At 38.2% G+C, this 19,034-nt stretch carries 20 protein-coding genes and 3 pseudogenes; 15 read left to right on the forward strand and 8 right to left on the reverse strand.

All coding sequences use genetic code 11. From position 1 onward, the window contains the following. The first annotated feature begins 227 nt into the window (after positions 1-227). The gene (locus DMO16_RS01150; protein WP_061972838.1) at positions 228-419 is read left to right on the forward strand and encodes a YbxH family protein; all 192 of its coding nucleotides are present in this window, start codon (positions 228-230) and stop codon (positions 417-419) included. A 587-nt stretch (positions 420-1,006) separates the two neighbouring features. Here DMO16_RS01150 and DMO16_RS24075 read toward each other — a convergent pair. Further along, positions 1,007-1,156 (reverse strand): hypothetical protein, encoded by a 150-nt coding sequence (locus tag DMO16_RS24075; protein ID WP_164988832.1) that lies wholly within the window; start codon positions 1,154-1,156, stop codon positions 1,007-1,009. Positions 1,157-1,281: 125 nt separating this feature from the next. Here DMO16_RS24075 and DMO16_RS01155 point away from each other — a divergent pair, with 125 nt between their 5' ends. After that, complete coding sequence (locus tag DMO16_RS01155; protein ID WP_129474877.1) at positions 1,282-1,497, forward strand: hypothetical protein; 216 nt, start codon at positions 1,282-1,284, stop codon at positions 1,495-1,497. Between the two features lie 208 nt (positions 1,498-1,705). Here the strand turns inward: DMO16_RS01155 and DMO16_RS24730 are convergent. Together DMO16_RS24730 and DMO16_RS01165 are read right to left on the reverse strand one after the other, a co-directional pair. After that, positions 1,706-1,848 (reverse strand): annotated as a pseudogene (locus DMO16_RS24730) (Fe-Mn family superoxide dismutase); the annotation flags it as partial. A 24-nt stretch (positions 1,849-1,872) separates the two neighbouring features. After that, positions 1,873-2,043: an imidazoleglycerol-phosphate dehydratase gene (locus DMO16_RS01165; RefSeq protein ID WP_129474879.1), complete on the reverse strand. Its 171-nt coding sequence runs from the start codon at positions 2,041-2,043 to the stop codon at positions 1,873-1,875. A gap of 362 nt (positions 2,044-2,405) precedes the next feature. Between DMO16_RS01165 and DMO16_RS25355 the strand changes: the two genes are divergently transcribed. From DMO16_RS25355 to DMO16_RS01185, 4 genes are all read left to right on the forward strand, one after another. Next, on the forward strand, positions 2,406-2,726 hold the full coding sequence (locus tag DMO16_RS25355) for a YggT family protein (protein WP_425590055.1): 321 nt from the start codon (positions 2,406-2,408) through the stop codon (positions 2,724-2,726). 193 nt (positions 2,727-2,919) lie between these two features. Next, a complete protein-coding gene (locus tag DMO16_RS25360) occupies positions 2,920-3,108 on the forward strand; it encodes a DinB family protein (protein WP_129480280.1) in 189 nt (62 codons plus the stop codon). A 262-nt stretch (positions 3,109-3,370) separates the two neighbouring features. Further along, complete coding sequence (locus tag DMO16_RS01180) at positions 3,371-3,685, forward strand: hypothetical protein (protein ID WP_129474883.1); 315 nt, start codon at positions 3,371-3,373, stop codon at positions 3,683-3,685. Positions 3,686-4,148: 463 nt separating this feature from the next. After that, a complete protein-coding gene (locus DMO16_RS01185; protein WP_062234420.1) occupies positions 4,149-4,370 on the forward strand; it encodes a hypothetical protein in 222 nt (73 codons plus the stop codon). A 545-nt stretch (positions 4,371-4,915) separates the two neighbouring features. On the opposite strand, the gene DMO16_RS01190 is transcribed toward DMO16_RS01185, so the two are convergent. Then, on the reverse strand, positions 4,916-5,188 hold the full coding sequence (locus DMO16_RS01190; RefSeq protein WP_061972869.1) for a stage V sporulation protein S: 273 nt from the start codon (positions 5,186-5,188) through the stop codon (positions 4,916-4,918). A 990-nt stretch (positions 5,189-6,178) separates the two neighbouring features. Here DMO16_RS01190 and DMO16_RS01195 point away from each other — a divergent pair. From DMO16_RS01195 to DMO16_RS01205, 3 genes are all read left to right on the forward strand, one after another. Continuing rightward, on the forward strand, positions 6,179-6,574 hold the full coding sequence (locus DMO16_RS01195) for a hypothetical protein (RefSeq protein WP_129474885.1): 396 nt from the start codon (positions 6,179-6,181) through the stop codon (positions 6,572-6,574). Positions 6,575-7,263: 689 nt separating this feature from the next. Continuing rightward, positions 7,264-8,262, forward strand: coding sequence for an aldo/keto reductase (locus tag DMO16_RS01200; RefSeq protein ID WP_129474887.1), 999 nt, complete (start codon positions 7,264-7,266; stop codon positions 8,260-8,262). 174 nt (positions 8,263-8,436) lie between these two features. Beyond that, on the forward strand, positions 8,437-8,640 hold the full coding sequence (locus DMO16_RS01205; protein ID WP_061971355.1) for a hypothetical protein: 204 nt from the start codon (positions 8,437-8,439) through the stop codon (positions 8,638-8,640). A 316-nt stretch (positions 8,641-8,956) separates the two neighbouring features. Here DMO16_RS01205 and DMO16_RS25365 read toward each other — a convergent pair. Next, positions 8,957-9,153, reverse strand: a pseudogene (locus DMO16_RS25365) (IS5/IS1182 family transposase); the annotation flags it as partial. A 114-nt stretch (positions 9,154-9,267) separates the two neighbouring features. Further along, positions 9,268-10,749: a S8 family peptidase gene (locus DMO16_RS01210; protein WP_241840411.1), complete on the reverse strand. Its 1,482-nt coding sequence runs from the start codon at positions 10,747-10,749 to the stop codon at positions 9,268-9,270. 290 nt (positions 10,750-11,039) lie between these two features. Here DMO16_RS01210 and DMO16_RS01215 point away from each other — a divergent pair. Further along, a pseudogene (locus tag DMO16_RS01215) lies at positions 11,040-11,198 on the forward strand (sigma factor); the annotation flags it as partial. 319 nt (positions 11,199-11,517) lie between these two features. Here DMO16_RS01215 and DMO16_RS01220 read toward each other — a convergent pair. Then, positions 11,518-11,997: a YndM family protein gene (locus DMO16_RS01220; RefSeq protein WP_129474889.1), complete on the reverse strand. Its 480-nt coding sequence runs from the start codon at positions 11,995-11,997 to the stop codon at positions 11,518-11,520. A gap of 522 nt (positions 11,998-12,519) precedes the next feature. Between DMO16_RS01220 and DMO16_RS01225 the strand changes: the two genes are divergently transcribed. From DMO16_RS01225 to DMO16_RS24735, 3 genes are all read left to right on the forward strand, one after another. Then, the gene (locus DMO16_RS01225) at positions 12,520-13,011 is read left to right on the forward strand and encodes a GNAT family N-acetyltransferase (RefSeq protein ID WP_129474891.1); all 492 of its coding nucleotides are present in this window, start codon (positions 12,520-12,522) and stop codon (positions 13,009-13,011) included. 310 nt (positions 13,012-13,321) lie between these two features. After that, complete coding sequence (locus tag DMO16_RS01230; protein WP_061971344.1) at positions 13,322-13,534, forward strand: hypothetical protein; 213 nt, start codon at positions 13,322-13,324, stop codon at positions 13,532-13,534. 38 nt (positions 13,535-13,572) lie between these two features. Further along, positions 13,573-13,782: a hypothetical protein gene (locus DMO16_RS24735; protein ID WP_241840412.1), complete on the forward strand. Its 210-nt coding sequence runs from the start codon at positions 13,573-13,575 to the stop codon at positions 13,780-13,782. A gap of 1,079 nt (positions 13,783-14,861) precedes the next feature. On the opposite strand, the gene DMO16_RS01245 is transcribed toward DMO16_RS24735, so the two are convergent. Then, positions 14,862-16,307: a metallophosphoesterase family protein gene (locus DMO16_RS01245; protein ID WP_206738040.1), complete on the reverse strand. Its 1,446-nt coding sequence runs from the start codon at positions 16,305-16,307 to the stop codon at positions 14,862-14,864. 637 nt (positions 16,308-16,944) lie between these two features. On the opposite strand from DMO16_RS01245, the gene DMO16_RS01250 reads away from it, so the two are divergent. Beyond that, positions 16,945-18,459 carry an FTR1 family iron permease gene (locus DMO16_RS01250; protein ID WP_129480282.1) on the forward strand — a complete coding sequence of 505 codons (1,515 nt, stop codon included), beginning with the start codon at positions 16,945-16,947 and terminating at the stop codon, positions 18,457-18,459. Then, the gene (locus DMO16_RS01255; protein WP_129474897.1) at positions 18,449-18,841 is read left to right on the forward strand and encodes a hypothetical protein; all 393 of its coding nucleotides are present in this window, start codon (positions 18,449-18,451) and stop codon (positions 18,839-18,841) included. Before DMO16_RS01250 ends, DMO16_RS01255 begins: the two co-directional genes overlap by 11 nt. The last annotated feature ends 193 nt before the right edge of the window (positions 18,842-19,034 follow it).

A 19,034-nucleotide genomic window follows, 5' to 3' on the forward strand; every position in this document is an offset into this window, starting at 1 on the left:
CGAGACGCTTTCAGTCCATGTAATGGACAGATAGCACCAAAATCGGCGGATGATACCTTTTATTCGAATGATAACTTAGGCCAGGCTTTTTGTAGGTCTATAGCACGTTCTTGCATCTTTCTTACTAGATCGAAAAGAAAAATATGAATTATAAGATTGTTAACAGCAGATTTGTGAAATATTAATTGTAGTGTTTATATATTTGGTTAAGGAGGGTGTTTGGGCCAATGGGTGCTGTGGAACGAAATGGTTTTCGGTTTGAACCAGAATATAGTGTAATCAACCAAAATGGCGCGATTCATGTATATAACAAAGGAGAGTTTTTGGAAGAAATAAAATTTTCTTTTTCAGGAAAATTTCCGGATCTTGATCAAATTGAAAAGTTAATTGACACCTACTGTAATCAGCGAGGCATTTGATTTTTTTGAGGGTAAATGGAAAAATATTTCGTTTTACTTTAATAAGGAGTAAGGCTTTTCAATTGAACTAACGGTGCGTTACTTGAAGATCCGGCTGCCAAACCTGTAAGATTTTTCCTAATGAACTATAGCAGCAGGTTAGTTTAAGAATGGTGTCTGTTTTTCTTCAACGGTAGGGTGCGTTTATTAATCATCAAAAATCTGTTTTTTCATTGTTTCAAGAGATAAATCAGGGCATTCGAGACGTGACCAAAGCCTATTACACCACTATGGACAATGTCAATCGGTACTGTCATTTAACCAAAAAAATAATCCACCCTCGAGTTAACGGCTCCGGTGGATTATTTCTACCTTTACGTCGATCCCCCTTTCAGGGAACCTCTATTGTATGGCCGTTGGTGTTCGCTGCACCAGCTGTCTTTTTTAATGTATGTCATTATTTATTATTATTCCCGCGCACGTTAAAAGATAACAAGCTATAGATCCTATAATTATTTACATTCCTTCTTTGTAGCCCTTTGTGTAACCGTTTGCTCATTTAGTACTTTATTTTTGTAACCGCCAAATCTGAAACTATGGAGCGATTGTTATTCTAGATTGTCTGCTGTTTTTGATTCTGGGTTAGATCTGTCAATTGACTCAGTATATTTTTCTTTATTACCGGGTTGAGTTTCATCCGTTCGTGTATTCCATATACTATATTTGAGTGTATTTGGAACATCTTTGTTTTTTGCCATTATGAACACACCTCCGTTTAATATAGTTTCAATAAAAATAAAAACTATACTTCAATAAAGTTGTTTTATTTCTTACATACCGTACTAATTGTTGGTTACATTAACAACAAGCGGAGGTGAAGAAAATGGCAGACAAAAAAGATAAAATTCAGGAAAACGTACGAACACAGCTTGGTGGCATGGGCCTATATGGCACAACAAGCAATGAGGAAGTAGCAGGATACCGGGCATCCGGAGATATTGAAAATGCCGGTCAGCTCGATAAGGGGTTTCAAAAAGAACCGGGTAATGAGGGTGAAACTGCGTCTTTCTCTACTAAACAGCAAAGGGAAAATGAGTAATAAGGTAACTCGCTTTCTAAATGCCTATGCTTAAGAGGAAAAGCGCTCCTTATTTGCTCTATAACTGCTTTTACTTCACGGGCTGAAGAAAGCTGAAATCTTTAATTCATCTAACTGCCAAAAGGTAATAACGCTTTCTACACCGAAATATGGATATTGACCTCTTAAAATAACGGCTGTCATACAATTTGTTTTGCTTGATTATGTTTCGTTGCTCCACTTCTCTCCAATTCACGATTTCCCACCAATTATCAATATATTTAGCTCGTCCCAAACATCTAGAACAAGCAACGGAATAACATCCCATTGAGTCAGATTCTGATGCTTTTCAGCAGTAGGCATAAAAAGTCGTGAGGCGTAAACCTCACGATTTTTTTATGCTCCGCTTTCCTTTGGATCACTCTTTGATTTACTACCCTTTTTAGAACGATATTCTTTTCCTTTGTTATCATCCCCACTCATAAATTCACTGCTAAATTCTTGATTGTTTTGTGCTCGGGGTGAACCTTGATTTTGGCTTCCTTTGCTGCCATTGCGACTTGTCATTACATTTCCTCCTTTATTCAAAAACTTCCTTCTTAGTATTGCTTAAACGCTGCCTTTTACTCATTGCAGAAAATTATATTGCTTATTATTGGAGCCAGGGTGGCTGATGCTCCTATCCCTTGAATGGCTTAAAAGATAATCATGTGGACGGATCTAATATTTTTTCCGGGAAAGACATTCCGGGAAATTCTAGAGAGTATTAGTACCTCTACCGATACCTCGTGTTGGAACGGTTCCCGATTCTCCAAAAGGGAAGTTGAAGTAAAACGCACTTTGTTGTGATTACAGGCCATAGAAATGGGTGATATCGCACGGGAAAAAAACATTTTGTATATGTTGTACGGATGAAAATAACAAATGCAATGAATCTAAATCGAATTCGGAGGAAAGTCGGAAGAAACATCGGGAGAAAAATCGGAAAAGAAAAAAGCGATCGAGTTCCAGCAGTGCTTCCAGCAGTTCTTAACATTGTTGATCGGTTGCTAATTGGGCAATATATTTACGATATTTATTATTGGTTAATGTTCATAACCATTCTTGGTTCCTGGTTTCCTCAATTTAATGCAACAAAGGTTTGCATATGGATTAGTAAACTAGTTGACCCTTACTTTGCTATCTTTCGGCGTTTTATCCCGCCGCTTGGTGTGATTTTTCACCTATATGATCGCTTTAATTGTATATAGTGTTTAAGGGGATTTGCTCTAGAAGATCTCCGCCAATTAATAAATATGATGGGCGTATAATAATGTAAACAACCTATTTAACAGGGCTGCATCGCAGCTTTTTTTTATTGAACTAACTGGCGTTTAGTTGAAGAAGGTTTTCTCGAATTATTACAGAAGAAGTTAATAAAATAATCGAATTATTATTTGATGCATTAAATTTAAAAGATTAAAAGAGCTTTCTGATAATGTTTACCATCAAGAAATTCAGAGCGTTTTCCCCTTTATATTGAAAGTGGTTTCTCACATGTACATCGTCTATCCACTTTGGTTTCATATTATTTCTGGTAAAGATATGCCCATTGGAAGTAGAGAAAGAAACAGGGGAAGGGAAAGGTATTGAAGAAATGGATAGGTTGTTTTACATTTTATCTTAGAGGTATAAAGTATTTTTAAACCAGCCAGAGGATTTTGAAAAGTTAAGGGTTAATATTCCATGGGAAGAGAAACGCGAAACGAGTTAATCTGAAATTGTAAGGCACGTTGTCAGACTGTTTTTTCGCGTTATTGGTATTCTGATAAAAATAATTGATTTGTACTGAAACTCTTAAATCCAGAAAATTGTGCAAATAATAAGTTTTATATGAAAGGAAGGAGGAAATGTTATGAATCCTAATTCCATCGTATTAGAAGTTTATACTAGTAATCGGAGACTGCACCAAATAACACTGCCAGTAGAAAAGTGGAAAGAGTACAAAGAAAATGAACTGGATATAGAACATGAAGAATTTAGAAAAGAGCAAAAAATCGTGTCAATTACTAAATATCTTTATAATGTAAACGGAAATATAGTCGGATCCCGTCATTCTTTTTATAACGAGGAAGGCCGCCTAGTTCATTTTCAATTGTATGATAACAATTGGGAACCCCTTGAATCAGTTTCTCTTTATATTCCCGCACAGAAAAGTAAAAGAGGTTAGGGAGCAGGAGAACTTGTGACGGGGTATGAAACACAAAAACAAAGAAGAGAATAATTTTAGAGAGGAGATTTGATTGAATACAGGAGACATAATAGTTCAATTGATGTTCATCGTATTCTTTGCATTTCTTATTACTATGGTTGTATTGTTATTTAGAAGTCAAAGCAATCGAAACAAACAACAGAATAATATAGAAAGTAAGATTGACGAAGTTAGTTCTAAACGGCAATAACCTAACCTTAACAAACAGAGGTTGTAAACGAAAGTAAGAAATCCATCCGAGAATATGAAACGAAGTATGACCAATGTAAGTTTGATGGTAAAATGATATCTATGAGCTTGATGAGCCGGACTACAAAGATTGGAAGCATTCAATAAAGGAACCACAAGAACCGGAGTCTTCCCAAGACTAATGCTGTTCGATGGTTTAAGGCTAGTAGATACATAAAGGGGAAATCAACATATGAAATCAATCAAGATCAACATGTTCTTCAGTGTAGGGGAGGGCTATTTAAGAAGGGCCATAGAAGCAATGAAGCGGTCGTCCGATCTCGATGAAAAAACATTTAAAGAGTATGATGAGGCTTGTTTTGTAGCGGGTTATCTGGCAGGAGATGGAAATAAGGTCACCGTAGAAAAAAATAGAGACGATTGGACAGTGAAAATTCTTGAACGGAGAACTTAAAGAATCTAAAAAAACTTTGCTCGAAATGAGTTCTAAATAGCGCAATCATAAATAAGAAGCAAAATCTAGTTTTTGTTGTTTCACTTAAAATGTAGAAGTAAAAATATATCAAAGGTGTTTCTTCATACATGAGGAAACACCTTTTTCTGACTGTTACCTCTTACTATCTATACAACAATCGGTTTAGTTATTTAATTAGCATCACTCTTTGAGAATGCTACAATCTGAAAACATAGAAATATAAAAGTTTATTTATCTTTATATAAACTTGCGAATAGAAGGAGAGTCAGTGCAACAACAGTTATGGAAAGAATAGTCGTCATATCCATACCCCCTCTCAATCCTCCACCGATATTGAGATCAAACCTTCACTTAAACATAATCTTTTACAGGTTGTCCGATTTTTTAAGGAGAATTACAGGATTTATCCTGTAATCTATTCTATGCGTGAGGATGGAAAACGGTATGCGTAAAATACATGTTTGCCTTTCGCTATATTAGGGATTTTAACATCGGCTTTAACAGGCTCTTTACATAATGAAAATCTATCGTTGTTTTCTAGAGTCTATCCTTAATTTTATTGCAGTTTTTTCTTTACTATCGATTAAAATAGTTGTAAATCCAGGAACGAAAACCAGATCAAAACCACTGGGAGCTACAAATCCTCTTGCAATTGCAATGGATTTAATTGCTTGATTTAATGCACCTGCTCCCAACACTTGAATTTCTACATGACCAATTTCTCTTACTGCGCCTGCTATTGCACCCGCAACTGATTTCGGCTTTGATTTTGATGATACTTTTAATACATTATCCATATACATGGGCCCCCCTGTTATTTGATCGCATGAATTTGATTACTAGAAGGAATATATTTATCGAAGATCTTTAAATATATTCATATCTAAATCAAACAGAACAATTAAGCGTATTACTCATGGCTAATGTAAGGTGATTAAAGGGACAAAATGATTAAAAACCTACGCAATTTATTAACAGCTGAATCTAGTTCCTTCCATTATACATGTAGTTTGTATACAAACTATCTTTTTCTTAACGATATGTATATGGAAATAGGTAAATGGAGGCATTGAAGTTGGGTTCTGCAGATACGATGTGACTTAAAAATAAAGAGTGGTGTACTAGTTAGGTGCATTCTTAGGAGGATTTTTGGGAGAAATCCTGGGTTTCTCCTTAACGAACGGATTATCTTTCGAGCCATTCAAGCATCAGCACTCCCGGCTCCAATAACAAGCAATATAGCCCTGCGATTCCAAGAGTTCCTTATATATGCTGTTGCCCCCATGGAGATCAGGAGTTGCATAACCGTTTCAAAGGGCATCTTTTTCTTTCGGGTAAAATCTTTTTTGATATAAGGTGCTGGTGCGGCTGACATTTCTCCTATGAGGGATGTCAGCGTTTCATTTAGCGAATTTGCGTACTCATTTATTGGCGTAACCTCCTCGTTTTTTCAAGGGACTTCGCTACGCATTTCCATCTTCTTGTCAAGTCCTATTTTTCTTTTTCGTGCAAAAAAAGCGGGCTATCTTTTCATAACCTGCTCTTTTTTCTTGATTTTTTGGCCCTGTGCCTTAACTTAATGACATTGACGGAAAAACGAGTCGTTTTTCCGTCCTGCTTTCATTTTAGGGACTTATTAGACAGCTCCTTTGAAGCAGTTCTTTTTCTAATTTACCCTTTATAATGTAGTGTCCACAGAACATTAGACCTACTTTGTATACTGGTCATGAGATTGTAAATCTACGGTAACGGCGCCCAGTACTGTCATGGCATAAAGTGCATAGGCTGTGACTGATGCTGTCCCTGTTGACCAGGTGTCCAGTGTACTGGATGAGTGTGTTGACCCTGTTGACCAGGTGCCCAGTATACTGGATGAGTGTGTTGACCCTGTTGACCAGGTGTCCAGTGTACTGGATGAGTGTGTTGACCCTGTTGACCAGGTGTCCAATGTACTGGATGAATGTGCTGCCCATGTTGTCCAGGTGCCCAATGTGCCGGGTGGGTGTGAGGGTGATGTACATGGTGTCCATGTGGCCAATGGATATGGTGGGGATGATGACCATGCGACCATTGAGCGTGCTGGGTTTGTGGCATGTGATGCTGGCTGCTGCTATGATCACTATGTTGTTGTTGAACCATCACTCCTCCTGGAATCCATGAGCCAGGCTGCTGGTGTCGATTAACCAATAAAAAAACCTCCCTTCATTAAATCGAATATGACTTCTTTATCAGTTTATAAACGTATAGTAAAACTGTTCTGGTGATACTGCCTAAATCATATGTAAATATCAGAGCTATAACAGGAACCTATGCAGGGGGTAAAGCGCCCTGAAGGGTTCTCTCTTAGTGGAATAGCACTGGACTTAGTAAGATGATAGTGTTATAAGCTCGGCGAAAAGGCGTGAGAATTTACCGTAATAGGTTAAGCTGACGAACTTCTGAATGTACGGGTCTATACCTGCGATACATAGAAATGTGTATATCACCAAATTGTGAGGTTAGATGTGGGTGAGTAAAAATAACTAATATGAATATCCATGATACGTTACCGGCGTATGAATGCTAACAGGCTTACAGGAAGCACCTAAGTTCATTCTATAATAGATGTAATTCAATGTTGTAAGCTGATAACGTGGAGGGCTTACTCCCAAAGAAGCGTTGGCAAGGAAAGCAATAATGACATTAGTTATTGTATAACTTGTCTTTATATCAGTGAAAGTAGGGGTACAGTACCAATGAAAGGTCTACTCAGCCTGGAGGGATAGCCAATAGACTAATGAAAAAACATCATTCGATATGCCGTTTGGAGCGGGATTTCAGAACGAAATTGGTTACAGATTGTCATTGAGACTGCCGAGGGGGAAATGTGTCTATGAAAAAACGAGCACTTGGTCATAACGGTCCACTGGTTTCTGAGATTGGTCTCGGTTGTATGGGGATGTCATGGCTATATGGTAATGCTGAACGAAGCGAAAGCATTGCAACAATCCACGCAGCACTTGAGGAAGGCATTACACTCTTTGATACAGGGGATTTCTATGGCGATGGACACAATGAATTACTTCTACGTGAAGCATTCCAAGGAATCCAACGGGAAAATGTGTTCATTTCAGTAAAATTCGATGGCAAGCTACACTCTCAGGGCAAGAGTCATCGAAAGAGTGATAACCACCCTAATACAGTAAAGAATTTCCTTGAGGATACCCTACTGCGCCTAGGTGTTGAATACATCGATCTTTATCAACCAGGCACAGCCTGCATCGATCCAAGCGTTCCAATTGAAGAAATGGTTGGTGCAATTGCCGATATGGTAAAGAAGGGATATGTGCGTTACATTGGTCTTTCTGAAGTAGGAGTGGATACAATTCGTCGCGCGCACACTGTACATCCTATTAGTTGGCTGCAAATGGAATACTCACTATTTAATAGGAGCATCGAATCAAATATCTTGCCAACTCTACGGGAATTAGGCATTTCGCTTTCGGCTTATGGTGTTCTCTCAAGAGGTTTATTGAGCGGTACATGGTCAAAAGATCGGGTTCTAGGTTTGGATGATAAACGAAGTAATGGTCCACGGTTTGCCAACGAAAATATTGAAAAAAATTTAGCCCTTGTAGAGGCATTGCGTGAAATTGCTGAAGAAAAGCAAGCAACCATTGCGCAGATTGCTGTCGCGTGGGTTTTATCCAAGGGTGAGGATGTTATCCCATTGATCGGCGCAAGAAAGCAGTCACAACTTCATATTTCACTCGGCGCAGTTGACCTGAATTTAAGTTCAGACGACCTTTTACGAATTGAAGGAGCCGTACCTTCAGAACTTGTCGCCGGCGAATATTACCCGGTACCTCGGAAAAAATGGTTCTTCAACTAACGGGTGTGTTAGCTGAAGATCGGAGCTGTCTTAAAGGCGGCTTTTTCTTATGGAACTATAGGGGCAGGTTAGTTGAAGTATGAGCTTAGAAAACTAAAGATAAACAGTTTATTTAGAACATAGAAACATATAAAAGGGAATATTGGAACCGGGTAAAAACAAAGGAGGGTTGTAATGAATGGTGACCCCATAGAATTTATATTAACTTGGGTGGCATACATTACCCTTGCATTTCTTGTTTGTAGAGTGCTGTGGGAACTATTCGCTTTTATTTGGATAGTCATCTTGCAAAAAAAAGATTATGACCGCTTTCTTTTCTGGATAAAGCCAAAGTTAAAAAGAAAACTCAATAAAAAGAAAAAAAGAAAAAAGCTCTAAGGATGAGTACAAACTTATATTGTATATACCAGAAACATATCCCTTTAAATTAAGAATTTTCTTGATAATTTAACTGGAAGAATAAATCCTTATACAAGTAACGGGTGCGGTAACTGAAGATCGGAGCTGTCTTAAAGGCGGCTTTTTCTTATGGAAATAATGGTGCAGGATTATTGAATAAGCAAGGTGCAGGGGAAAAAATGATGGCAGAAGTTTTGTTGTTACACCATGTTTTAGGCTCGCTAATTTTCATCTTTGATAAAAATAGGGCTCCTCAGTAAGATATATATCCCAAACACCTTCTCGAAGGAAGCCCTACTATGAAGTTTAAACGAGGAATAGGGTCGATGGCGTTTCGACTGTTATCTAAGCAATATTTATCTATAAGTTCGTCTTATACAAAAGAGGAATCGATCAGCTCATTAACTTTTCTTAACATATTATCTTTAGGAACCACTACACATAGATCTCCATAAAAGGACTAAACGTCATGGATTGTTGTTTTTGGATCATCGCAACCTACCACATGAATTGCCGATACGACCATTATACATAAACAAGGAATGATTCCTCACTAAGATGAGAAATCATTCCTTGTTTAAGTTTTTTAGACAGGCCTTTGTTATCTTACTTACCCGTTAAAGACGTATATGCATTTGCTTCACCGGCACCAAAGTATTGATCATGACCTGGTTTGCCATAATCTAATGAGGTCTTTTCAATAAGCGCCTCCACCTGAGCTGGTTTGTAGTCCGGATGTGCAGCTTTGATGACTCCAGCAATACCGGCAACCTTTGGTGAAGCCATGGAAGTTCCGTGGAGGTATGCGTATCCTGGATGCTCAGGATCAATTGTCGTAAAATATGGCTCTAAATAAGTTGGCCAAGTGGACAACGAACGGTAAGTAAAGTCACGATCGTTTAAATCTCCCGTTCCAGCATATTTAGGACCGTTGTCTCCGCCAGGTGCCGCTACAGTAATAAAGCTATTTCCATAGTTTGAATAAAATGCGAGTTGATTTTTCGACCATTTATTTGAGGAAGATACCGTAATAACGCCAGGGGTCCCTCCTGGTACTTCAATGGTGACGCCTTTAAAAACAAGGTTAGTATCACCATAATTAGCATTCAAATAGTCGGTAAGTGATTTTTTATCAGCATAGTTTAACGACTCATTACCGGCAGCGGCCACAATAGTTACATTATGATTCAATGCATATTTGACCGCCCGTTTCCAAAGGAGAACATCTGCAATGTCACTATATTTCGAGCCATTGAACTCATATTTTAAATTATCATAGCCGCCAAGGGACATATTCACAACGTCAACTTTATCTTTTGCACTTTGAATAACTGCTTCAACAATTGGTGCAGTTGGGGCGCTTCCAGAGCTGTCAAATATACGGTATGCCCTGATTCCCAGATCCGGGCCGACACCCTTTATTTTTCCGTTGGCCGCAATGGAACCGGCTACGTGTGTACCATGACCTTCACGATCAAGTACATCATTGGGGTTACCCGTTTCCGATGGATCATCCCCACTATAGCCACCTTTAGGAACGAAACTTTCCCCTCCAACATAGTTTGCTTTAAGATCGGGATGGTTTGCGTCAATACCTGTGTCAATCACTCCGACAATGGCCTTATGAGTGACCATTCCATTTGCTTCCGTACCGCCTGACTCAATTTTGTACGATTTTCCATCATTAGTTAAATGACTAATATCCCACTGTGAGGACCAGTATGTACCATTCTTATCAGGCTGAAGTGTTACAGGCTGGCCATCAGCCCCTGCCGGTTGTTCGTCATCAAGTTTATAGTGCATTTCCACATTTGCCGCAATAATACTAGAATTAGATTTTAAATTGCTGAGAAAATTAGGATTCGATGAGCGAACTTCTAATCCGCCGATTTCTGGAATGGCATTTATCACCACTCCTCCGGCATTCTTAATGTCTGTTTGATAGGTTTTAGGTAATGATGACTGATTGTAAGCGATGAGGTAGTTTTTAGATAGAGGGGCTGCAGAAGTTTGCGGATTAAAAGATGTTAGAGAGAGTGCTAATATACTACTGGTTACGATAGCCATTCCCATTTTTCTTTTCTTCAATAGAATAACCTCCTAAAAAATTTATCTAACACTTCCATTTTAATTTAACAACCAACCTCTGGAAATAATAACTTCTCGATAAAAAACGACACTATTAATGGAAACCTTCCACTTATTCTGCTGTATAAACTAGTAATATTCCTTGCATGCGTGCAGCCAAAAAGAAAGTGGAAATCCCAAGGAGAAACCGTTGTCGTAGCCCCAACTTTTTGGAGATGAATTTTATGGCCAGTGCTCCCAATCAGAAGTGGGTTACCGATATTGCGTACATCCAATATGGACCATCCACTCTCAAGAAATTTGAGAATAAAGGGGAAGATACGGAAGACCTGATTTCCATCGGGACCATCGGACTGATCAAGGCGATCGAGAGCTATTCGAGAGGGAAAGGCACGAAGCTTGCGACGTATGCGGCCCGTTGTGTGGAAAATGAGAATCTAATGTCATTACTATAACTGTATTTATATCCTAAATACATAAGAATCCTAAAATTAGGCTCTAATTTTTATTAAGATAACTGGTGAATTCCTTTAAGATCTTAGCTGCCATCTCAGGCAGCTTTTCTTATTGAGCTAAAGGGCAGGATAGTTGAAGAAATTGGGTAATAAATTGATATTTATCGTAATAGGTTTCGGTGGGAATTACGAACCCGGCAGAGAGCAATGCCATCTTGAACGCATATCAAATTGCCGTCGAAAATCCACCAGCGGAATAATTGGTATAATATAAAAAAGCGTACATTCTTTGGAATGTACGCTTTTTTGACTATTATTGTTTATCTTGGTTCTCCTGAGACTTGTCCTGTTGAGCACTTCTTACATCCCGTTTAACAGGAGTTAATTCAGAAGACGCTTCTGTTTGAAATTGTGGTCTTCCAGTTTGCATGGTTTGTCGCTGATTGGAAGCCTGTTTGCCAGGTTCTCTTCCTAATAAGCGATGGAAGAAGATTTCAAAAGCTGTGATTGCTATCGAGCCAATAAGTGAAGCGGAAAACACGTCATCCTCAATGGTCATATTATCGATCATTAGGTAGAGAATTACAAACGCTAAGGCAAAATCAGCAATAGTTGCCACTGTGTTATTGGTAACCCGTAATAAAAATAAGTCACCCACTACATAACTAACAATAGCTAATACCGCTGAAATCCCTAGGATATCAGAAGCACCCAAATCGTAGCCCAACGCATCGATAATGCCCAGAACAACAGCAGCTGCAATAAACTTCATGACAATTCTTAAAATATGCATTTCTTACACCTCCTTTGTTTATTTTTCGATAAAATCTTTTTAGATATACACCCAGATAAAAAGAATTTCAGGAGGTTAAATCGGATGCTAACTTGAAGGTCATTTTTTATTGTTGTTGTACTAAGTACGTAAAGGGATAAGAAGATGGGTTAATTAATGCTGCAATGAATGTTGGTGTAGGTTTATCCATTATCGATATATTATAGCGGAGAAACAGGAAGCATAGGTTCTAGAATTTTGCTTGGATTTGGAGGAGTAACGGAAACTGAAATCAATACAGGAATTAAGTTATTAAAAGAAGGCCTGGAAGCTCTAAGGTAATGCCAATTGTACACTCAACAATTAATGAGTTTTTGAATGGTACTTACACTATCGGGTAGCTTATGTTAAAAATGAGATGGCTGCGGTGATCCCGTTTTTTTATTGTGCTAACGGGGCAGTTTAGTTTAATAAAGGAAAACTACAAATGAGGTTACAAAAGTATAAAATGGGATTAAATAAAGGTTAAGGGGATGAAATTAGTTGTTTGAAACAGAAAGATGTTTTATTAATACCTTCAAAAAGACAGATTTTGTTGATGTGAAAAAAGTATTTGTAAATCCAGAAGTAAGAAAATTCCTCGGTGGCATCCGTCAGGAAGATTCAATAAAAGTATTATTAGACGAAATGCTTAATTCAAGTGATCATTCCTTTTATTGGGTTGTTAGAGAAAAACACACAGATATTTTTATTGGTTTAGTTTCTCTTGACCCCCATCAAGAAGGCATTTACCTTGAAATTTCATATCAATTATTACCGAATTGGTGGGGAAAAGGTTATGCAACAGAAGTAGTCCAATGCATAATTAATTATGCTTTAAACGAGCTAAGTCTTAAAAAAGTAGTAGCTGAAACTCAAACTGCAAATAAGACCTCTTGTAAGCTTTTAGAAAGATTAGGTATGGAATTAGAACGGACCATTATCAGATTTGGAGCTGAGCAAGCGATTTATTCTATCTCAAAAAAAACTAAATAATCCTTCCTTCTTGAAAGGTGCGTTAGATGAAGATCGAGCTGTCTTAAAGACAGCTTTTTCTTTATGCAACTATAGGGGCAGGATAGTTGAACTTTTTGAGACTGTTTCCATATCAGGTTACCAAAACATTGTTATTTATATTTGCCTTTATTTGTTTTAGTGTTTATGCATTTGCTCACAACTAACAGGGCTTAGTTCAATAACATGGGTTGCTGCGGCAGCCTTTTTCTTATGGCACTAACGGGGCAGTTTAGTTGAAAAGGGAATTAGATAATTATGCTAATATAAACTTAAGTTAGGGGGAGATAATGTGGATGACAAATTAATGGAAATGCCCTTTCCAGAACTTATCTCAAAATTAGTGGTAGCCCCTTTATATATTTTAGTGGTAATAGTGGCTATTTTAAATGTAATACTAAATAGAAAAAATAAAGGATGTTTTAATTTTTTCTTGATAATGGGTTCTTGGGTATACATTTGTATATATTTATTAGCACTGTATTTCTTTTTCTTTAGAAAATAAATAGTTATACAACCGAATTAATTAATGGTCTTATCGAAGTGGATGTTGATTATGTACATGTTTCATTAGCTGATGCTCTTTCTTCAAAGCCAGTCGATAGTAAAGATAAAAAAACATATCTTGAATTAATTGTTGAACATGTAAACGGCAGAGTTCCTGTAATGGCTGCTGGTTCTATGGTAACTCCGGATGACGTTGCATCTTCCTTAGATAAAGGTCTATCCCTAGCAGCTGTTGGTCATGGATGAATCATGTATCCAGACTGGGTAGAAAAGATTCAAAATGGAAAAGAATCTGAAATTGAGACAGCAATTAACTCTTCAAAAGTAAGCGAGCTTGAGCTTCCAGAAAAACTTTAGAAAGTAATTCGAGCTTCAGGTCCTTGGTTTAATATCGAAGAATAACATTCCAATAGTGAAGTTTGCTTACCGGTTTTTTTGAGGAAAGGATGTCATTTATATGTCAAATATTCAAGATAAGGTATCATAATTACGATTTTTTTAACAAAAAGGTTTTAAAATCCAAAGGAGTTTTAAAATGGAAAAAAGAAAAAGTACCTAAGAAAGGTAAGAAGATTAGGAGATAACATGAATCATTTTATTAACATTGGAAAAAAATAAGAGGTTTTTTGAATCTGAAATGAAGAATATGTGTATTGTAAAGACATCTCTTGGCTTGTTAGGTGGCGAGATAAGAAAAGGAGGTGTAGATAATGAGCATTAGCGGTAATTTTAGGAAAGAGGAACCAAACGACAAAAAACAATACACTCTCCTAGGAGAAGATGGACGCTTTTACCAGAGTATCAATCCCGGTACATTAGCTGGCAATGGTCGCAGCAAGATATATGGCCGATTCGATTGCCCCTCTGCACTTCGTGCGATTAGACAGGGCGGGTATGTAGAGCATCGCGTATTTTTTGCAGATGAAAGGACAGCAATTTTTGCGGGATACCGACCGTGTGGTACTTGTCTTAAGAAACAGTATACTCAATGGAAAGCTACCCGAAGATAGGGAGGACGAACAAAGAAAACTCATCCCGTGGGAAGCAAGCCAGTTAAAACACAGACAGGGTAGGATGTGACGTCATCTTCGGGTCTAATTTGCATGGAGTAACTCGTAAAGAGAATTTTGAAACTAACCGATGAAAAATAAGTAAATTAAACTGAAAAACGGTTAGAAAAAGACGACTCTCGATTCGATAATTGAATGTGAGTCGTCTTTTTTATGTAGCTAGTTATTTTCTTCTTAAAAAACGCAAGTTTTTCAGTCGCCTCGATAATCTCGCACGTCTTTTTAATCAGTTATTGATTTTCTGTTTAACACCTTTTATGGCTGGATTTTTATTTCTTTTGTGGAGTTAGCTGGCACCGTCACTTTTAATTCCATCCATTGCTTTGTTCCATATAATTTATTTTCGGTGATTTCTCCGTCTGTTGCTTTATAGGTTCCTGGTTTCATATATAAAGGAACAGTGATAGTGACCTTTTTTTTCAGACGATTCGTCACGGTAGCAGTCTGTGCTCCCTGCGTACCGTCATTGGGTTGCGCTAAGTTTGCCTCAAAAGAAACCGTTCCTGCAGCTGAATTACCATTCTCATAAACTGGAATTGAACGGTCAGTTCCTTCATAAATGTAGGAATTAAAGTTTTTACTATCAGGGTCTTTCTGGAATGTACGATAGCCTTCCCATGGTGTTGCAGACAATTCAATGGAGGCGGTAGTGGTATATAGAATTCCATTCTGTTGGGTTATATTATCATTATGTGTGTGGCCGTGAAGTGAAAAACTCACGCCATGCTGCTTCATAACATCAACTAATTCCTGAGCCCCTTCACCATGCCAAAGCTGATCATACTTTTGTCCAAGTTCCTCTGCTTTGAGCAATGTGCTGAGATTTTGCGGATTGTGTTGTGCGTCATACTCCTTCCAGTATTCCTGAACATCAGGGTCAGATGACGGCCATATTTCCCTGTCGCGTTTGACTGGATTATTGTGGGAAAACAAACCCTTTACCTGATTGGCATTAGCTGTCTGATCATTTTGCTCCAAATCTTTCTTGATCCAATTCATTTGTGCTTGTCGAATTTGACCGCCCCAAGTCGGAACAGAAAGGCTCCCATGTCCTTGCCTGTCAAATTTGTCCCAATCCATGGAATTAGCTCCAACCATATGGCAATAGGGACCGTAATTAAAGGAATAATATTCTGGACCGAAGTATTCTCCCCAATATTTTGCTCCGTCTGTCAAAGTCGCGTCCTGGGCGTAAAAATCATGGTTACCCGGGATAATATAGACGGGCACGTCAAACTTCTTTAACATGCGGTATGTCTCTTCATATTCATAGATATATTCTTTAGGATTCATTTGGCCGAACATTAAATCACCTGTCAAAACCACAAAATCAGGCTTTAATAAATTTACCTCTTTGATGGTTTTTTGCAAATAAAGCCAGCGTTTTGATTCATCAGGGTTCCACATTCCAGCTTCAGTTGCATTGGCAGGATCTTGTATATTCCTTGGAGATCCTACGTGGATATCCGTTAAATGAATAAAACGGAAATCTTTTTTAAAGTCATTAACGACCTTGACCGAGTTAGGTTCTTCATCTTTTACTTGAGCTCCGTCAGCCGTATATGACACATCCAGGTCGTAAAGCTTTTCTGTGACATCATTAGGAATAGAGACGGTAACGTTGTAAATGGAGCTGCTGTTCTTCCAATACGAAGAACCTTTTTCAGCCTTTGTTACAGGAAGTGAATATTCACCTTCCACCTTGGAATTCGAGTTTTCATTTAGCTTTACATTCCATCCGGAAGGGTCTTTTCCTTTCGTATCGACCTGGATGGTTAATGCAGAGCCCTTTTTCTTAATTGCAGGTGTTGCCATTAACGGGTAAATAATATTTTTAACTTTTGGATCAGCTGCTATGTCAGGATTCTTATCCATATAATGGGTGGTATTTCCGATCCCACCGTCTTGCTTGTCCATACTGGTTAGAGCATGTGCCTGGGTGACAGGAAACGCGACCGATGCAATGGTAATTATTCCTATGATAGTTTTCCAAATTTTCATTGGGTTGCTCCCTTCTTTGTTGTACAGCGTAAGACTAACAGTCCATTATAAAGAAAATGTTACGGCTTTTTTAATTGTCTGTATAACTTAAGTAAATAAAAAAATCCCCCCAAACCGACGGAGGGCACTGAAAAAGTCCTCGTAACTTAAAAAAGGTATGATTTCTCAATTTGGTGAGGAATGGTGCATTGTTGGACTTCTCATTGTCTTTTAGGATCTTTACAAAAGGGCAATTGACAATGATTCTCATAGGTATTATACTTTGTAATGGAACAAATGATAATGATTTTCATTACCTGCAAATAAATTGGTTAATTTTAGAGTTGGGGGAGAAATGATGAAACGTAAGGTTCAATTCATTCTTACAATACTTCTAATGGGAGTCTTGATATTACCTATACATAGCTTTGCTAAGGGGAATGCAGCTGATGAAATGACCGAAGCGAACAAGCTCGTTACACAAGCTTTACAATCATCCCAAAAAGGAGATATGAATAGCACCTCTAGTAAATTTAAAACGTTTTCAAGTACTTGGTTGTCCATTGAGGATGGAATTAAGGAACAATCGACTACTGCTTATCATGATATTGAGGATGCGATGGGACAAGTTCAGTTTGCTCTTGCTCAAAAGCCTGTAAATAAAAAAAATGTAACCGCTGGCCTGGAACAATTAAAGCAAACGAACCAAAAGTTCATTGACGGGAAATATCCTAAAACGTCTAATGATGAAAAAAGCAGTTCAGGTAAAGAAGGAGACGTGGCAGGCCTTGTTTCCTTACTGGACCACTCCTTGAAAAATATCGATCAAAATGATGTTCAAGGGGCCAAAGCTGACATCGAGAAGTTTAGAAAGTCTTGGTTAAATGCAGAAGGTGCTGTACTTACCCAATCTTCAAAAGTTTATAGCAACGCTGAACGGGATATGGTTACTTCTTATGCCCAGTTATCATCAAACAATATAGACGGGGCTAAAAAAACCATTCAAGAGATGCGGGATTACCTGGCTCCCATAGCCATGAAAACAAGCTATAACATGATGGATGCGACAACGATTCTGCTTCGTGAAGGACTTGAGGCTTTGCTTGTAGTAGTAGCGCTGCTTGGTTTCTTGAAAAAAGCAGGACACGAAGACAAAAAACAATGGATCTGGATGGGAGTAGGTTCAGGAATTGGCGTCAGCATTATCCTGGGTGTCATTGTGAATCTCCTCTTTTCGGCAGGAGCATTCGGAAGCAACAATTTCTTGATTGCAGGCTGGACAGGTGTTTTTGCGGCTGCGATGTTGCTATACATGAGTTATTGGCTTCACAGTAAATCCAGTCTTGCGGAATGGCAGCGATACATTCGCACAAAAAGTACAAATGCACTGAATACTGGAAGTTTATTTTCACTAGCGGCCTTGTCTTTCCTTGCCGTTTTCCGTGAAGGAACAGAAACGGTATTGTTTTTCATAGGTATGGCGAATTCAATCAAGCTACCTTCCTTATTAACTGGTATAGGTATTGGGGTTTTGGTACTTGTGATCCTTTCTTATTTCATACTTAAGCTAGGGTTAAGAATTCCGATGCGGCCGTTCTTCTTAGTATCCAGTGTTCTCATGTTTTACCTTTGCTTCAAATTCACAGGGATGGGGATTCACGGACTTCAACTTGCTGGATTATTGCCAGTGACACAAGTGAATTCTTTGACAACGATTGATTTTTTTGCGTTCTATCCCACAATTGAAAGCATGATTCCACAGGCATTTCTTATTTTGGTCGCCATCGTGGCAGCCATTATGAATAGAAAAAAGGATATCAAATTAAAAGTTGAACTCAAAAAACATCAGGGGGAACTTCGAAATGCAAACTAAAAAATACATCGTACCTATCGTACTAGCAGCTTCTCTTACATTATCAGCTTGTGGAACAAAAGATAACGGATCAGATAAAGCGAAAGAATCAACAATCGCTGAAGGATCCAAAGAAATGAAACAAACACTGACGGATCTTAAATCTCAGTTAAAAGCGAACGACGCAGATAAAGTGAAAGAATCTGGAGAACAGTTAGAGAAATCCTGGGAAACATTCGAAGACGGTGTTAAAGAAAAAGACGCCGATCTTTATGAAAAAGTAGAAACACCGCTGCACACCATTGAAGCAGGTGCAAAATCCAAGCCTCTGGATGCAAAGACCTTAACTAACGCAGCTGACGTACTAAATAGTGCTTTATCCAAAGTTGAAAAATTGAAATAAAAACAAAATGAATATGAACTGACCTAGCTAATTGGGACAGAAAAAACACCTAGGCTGCCATGCTCCTGAATTCTACTGGAGTATGGCATAATATTTTTGACCTGTTGAATAATCTCTTTTGCATCAATCGGTGGGGATTTAGCCTGTTTCTCAGCTCCTTTATATAAATGACAACTGTCTGTGATTCATGAAG

Origin of the sequence: Fictibacillus sp. S7, from assembly GCF_004127935.1 — a bacterium.
GTDB lineage: Bacteria > Bacillota > Bacilli > Bacillales > Fictibacillaceae > Fictibacillus_C > Fictibacillus_C enclensis.